Here is a 3,408-nt window from a genome sequence, read left to right as displayed (position 1 = left end):
TGTCTCATTCATGCCTCGAGCTCTCGCGGGGACTTGCGTCCCATGACCATCGCTCGGCTCCGCACACCCGTGAACCCCAAATCCTCCCCATACGCACGGCCTCTGGTCCTCGGCCCTGCCCACTCGACGTACCGAAGACCCATTCTTTTCCGGCGGGGTTGGGTAGACGGGCGCATGGAAAACCGTCCTTGACGATTCCTGTGACGCTCGTGTGATGGTGTTCGTGAGATTGAGAGCAATTGCGAGAATGCGGTCCCGCGAAACGCAACTCCTCACATGGAGTCGCACCCGGGCAGCCCACACGGAAGCCGCGAGGCCCCGTGGCACTCGAGGTGCCCCTCGCCGGCTCCTCATGTTCCTGTCCACGGCCGTCGTGGCCATTGTGGTGCTCACCGGGATTGTTCTTTCCACCCGCTCCACACCCAAGGCCTCGAGCGCCCCTGCTGGCACCGGTGATTCGGTGCTGCGCGGAGAGACCGTCCGGCTGCTGGTCGTCGGCATGCGTTGATGGCCGCCCCCCCCGCCCCAGCGGCGCCTGGAGGTGCGAATCCGGGACCTGGGGCAGAGCCTCCAGGTGAGGGTGAGTGACAACGGCATCGGCATCCCCGCGGAGAACATGCTGCGCATCTTCCAGTATGGATTCACCGCCAGGACGGACGGCCACGGCTTCGGGCTGCACAGCTGCGCGCTGCTCGCCCGGTCCATGGGAGGCAGCCTGTATGCCCAGAGCGATGGGCCCGGCCAGGGCGCGGCGTTCACCCTGGAGCTGCCGTGGACGCCGAGGGAATCGGCCGGGGACCCTCCGGACGACGCCCACGAGCGCTCGATGGACCCTCGTTTGACCCACTGAACCAGCAAGGGGGCGAGACGTCCAAGTTCCTGGCCGGGGAGGGGGCGGACGGGCATCTCTCCCATTGATTCGCGCCCCGGATTGCGGCACCAAGCGCCTTTCTCCTCGCAGCGAGGTACCGCCATTCCCAGCACGCACCTGACCTTCCCGTCCGCCGACGCCCACCGGAGCTGGCTGGAGCAGCAGTCCGCCCTGCCCCGCGGCTTCCGCGTCGGCCGCACGCGCTTCGAGTTCATGCCCGCCGAGGTGGCCAGGCCGGCGAAGATGAACCTCACGCTGGTGGTGCTCGACGAGCCGACGCCGGCCTTCGCGGCGGTGTTCACGAAGAACGCCTTCCCGGGAGCGCCGGTGGTGCTCGGCCGCAAGCGGCTGGAGGAGCCCACGCTGGGCGCGGTGGTGGTGAACAACAAGGTGAGCAACGTGTGCGCGCCCGGCGGTGTCGAGGCCTCCGAGCGGCTGTGCGCGGCGGTGGCCGGCAAGCTGGGGCTGAGCGCCTCGCAGGTGCTGCCCTGCTCGACGGGCGTCATCGGCTGGCGGCTGCCGGTGGACGCCATGGTGGAGGCGGTGCCCCAGGCCGTCTCGTCGCTCGCGGGCGGCTCGGTGCTGCCCGCCGCCGAGGGCATCATGACGACGGACCTGTACGCCAAGGTCCGCCGCGCCTCCGTGGGCAGCGGGAGCATCGTGGGCATCGCCAAGGGCGCGGGGATGATCGAGCCCAACCTGGCCACCATGCTCGTCTTCCTGATGACGGACGTGGACGTGCCGCGAGACGCCCTGCGCGCGGCGCTGCGCTCGGTGTCCGCGCGGACGTTCGGCTGCATCAGCGTGGACAGCGACACGAGCACGTCGGACACGGTGGCGCTGCTGTCCTCGCGCAAGGTGCCCTGCCCCAGCCTGAAGGAGTTCGAGGCCGCGCTCGAGCAGGTGTGCGCCGACCTGGCCGAGGACATCGTGCGCAACGGCGAGGGCGTGCACCACGTCATGCGCGTGCGCGTGCACGGCGCGCCGAGCGAGGACGTGGCCCGGGGCATCGGCAAGTCGGTGGTGAACTCGCCGCTGTTCCAGTGCGCGGTGAACGGGAATGACCCGAACGTGGGCCGGCTGGTGGCGGCCATCGGCAAGTACGTGGGCGCGCACCACCCCGAGGTGGACCTGTCGCGCTGCACCCTGCGCATGGGCGGCCGCGTCATCATGGAGCACGGCGCCTTCCGGCTCGACAACGAGGCGGAGAAGGCCCTGGTGGCACACATGAAGGGCGCAGAGCTCTATACGAGCGTGCCTCCCGCGGACGGGCTCACCTTCCGCCCGCAGGTGACGTTCCCTCCGCACGAGCGCTCGGTGGAGATCGACGTGGACCTCGGTGGCGGCCCGGGTGCCTGCACGGTGCTCGGCGCGGACCGGAGCCACGAGTACATCAGCGAGAACGCGGACTACCGCAGCTGAGTGACATCCCCTCGCGACGTCCCCTCTCCCTCTGGGCGAGGGATACGATGAGTTTTGTTGAAAGGGCCTGTGATTCTAGGAGGTTAGGCCCTATTGCGAATTGTGGATCTTCTGTAGCTGAGGTGGGCGCTCGACGGTGGACGGAGGGTCTCCGGTGAGGGACGGGAGAGGAGCGGTCGGAAGAGGCGGCTGTCACTCTGGCAACAGCCCTGGTCGCGGAGTTGCAATGCGTGCCGCCCCTGCGAGTGCTGGCGGGGAGGCGGGGCGTGGCGGGGCCGAGTGTGGGGGAGGTGATGGGGCGCGTGCTGCGCATCCAGGGGATGAGCGTGCGCGGGGTGCGGATGGAGCCCGGAGGAGTGGTGGTGCAGGTGCGCCCGCGCCAGCGCAAGCCGCGCTGTGGAGTGTGCGGCCGGCCCGCTCCAGGCTACGACACGAAACCCGGGCGCCTGTGGCGGCACCTGGCGCTGGGAGAAACCATCTTCTGGCTGCGGTACGCCCCGCGCCGGGTGCGCTGCCGGGAGCATGGAGTGAGGGTGGAGCGGGTGCCGTGGGCGGCGCACGGCTCGAGCTTCACGCACGCCTTCGAGGAGTGGGTGGCCTGGCAGGCGCAACGGCTGGACAAGTCGTCCATCTGCCGGTTGCCAGGCATCAACTGGCGCACGGTGGGCACCATCATCGAGCGGGTGGTGGAGGAGCGCCTGTCGCCAGGGCGGCTGGAGGGGCTGCAAGTCATTGGGGTGGACGAGCTGGGCTGGAGAGCCGGGCACCAGTACGTGAGTCTGGTGGTGGACCACCTGCGCTCGCGAGTCGTCTGGGTGGCGGAGGGGAAGAACGAAGAGACGCTCAACGGCTTCTTCGACGAGTTGGGAGAGGAGAGGACGAAGGAGCTGACGCACGCCACCCTCGACCTGTCGGCGGCCTTCAGCAAGGCGGTGGGCAACCGGGCCCCACACGTGCGCAAGGTGTTCGACCGATTCCACGTGCAGAAGCTGGCGAACGAAGCGCTGGACACGGTGCGCCGGCAAGAGGTGCGCGAGCAGGCGGGGAGCCCGGAGGGCAAGGCGCTCAAACACAGCCGCTGGGCGCTGCTGAAGAATCCGTGGAACCTGACGGTG

Annotated in this window: 4 protein-coding genes; all 4 read left to right on the top strand. The window is 69.2% G+C overall.

The window, feature by feature from the left end:
• Positions 1–352 precede the first annotated feature (352 nt).
• A complete protein-coding gene (locus tag VFZ09_RS31055; protein WP_329731329.1) occupies positions 353–508 on the top strand; it encodes a hypothetical protein in 156 nt (51 codons plus the stop codon).
• Positions 509–535: 27 nt separating this feature from the next.
• Positions 536–850 (top strand): ATP-binding protein, encoded by a 315-nt coding sequence (locus VFZ09_RS31050; protein ID WP_329731330.1) that lies wholly within the window; start codon positions 536–538, stop codon positions 848–850.
• Positions 851–931: 81 nt separating this feature from the next.
• Complete coding sequence (locus VFZ09_RS31045; protein WP_329731328.1) at positions 932–2,293, top strand: bifunctional ornithine acetyltransferase/N-acetylglutamate synthase; 1,362 nt, start codon at positions 932–934, stop codon at positions 2,291–2,293.
• A 230-nt stretch (positions 2,294–2,523) separates the two neighbouring features.
• A partial coding sequence (locus VFZ09_RS31040; protein WP_329731327.1) for an ISL3 family transposase occupies positions 2,524–3,408 on the top strand: 885 nt, incomplete at its 3' end.

This window comes from Archangium sp. (genome assembly GCF_036277355.1).
Taxonomy (GTDB): domain Bacteria; phylum Myxococcota; class Myxococcia; order Myxococcales; family Myxococcaceae; genus Archangium.
This window is presented reverse-complemented; position numbering and strand designations above follow the sequence as displayed.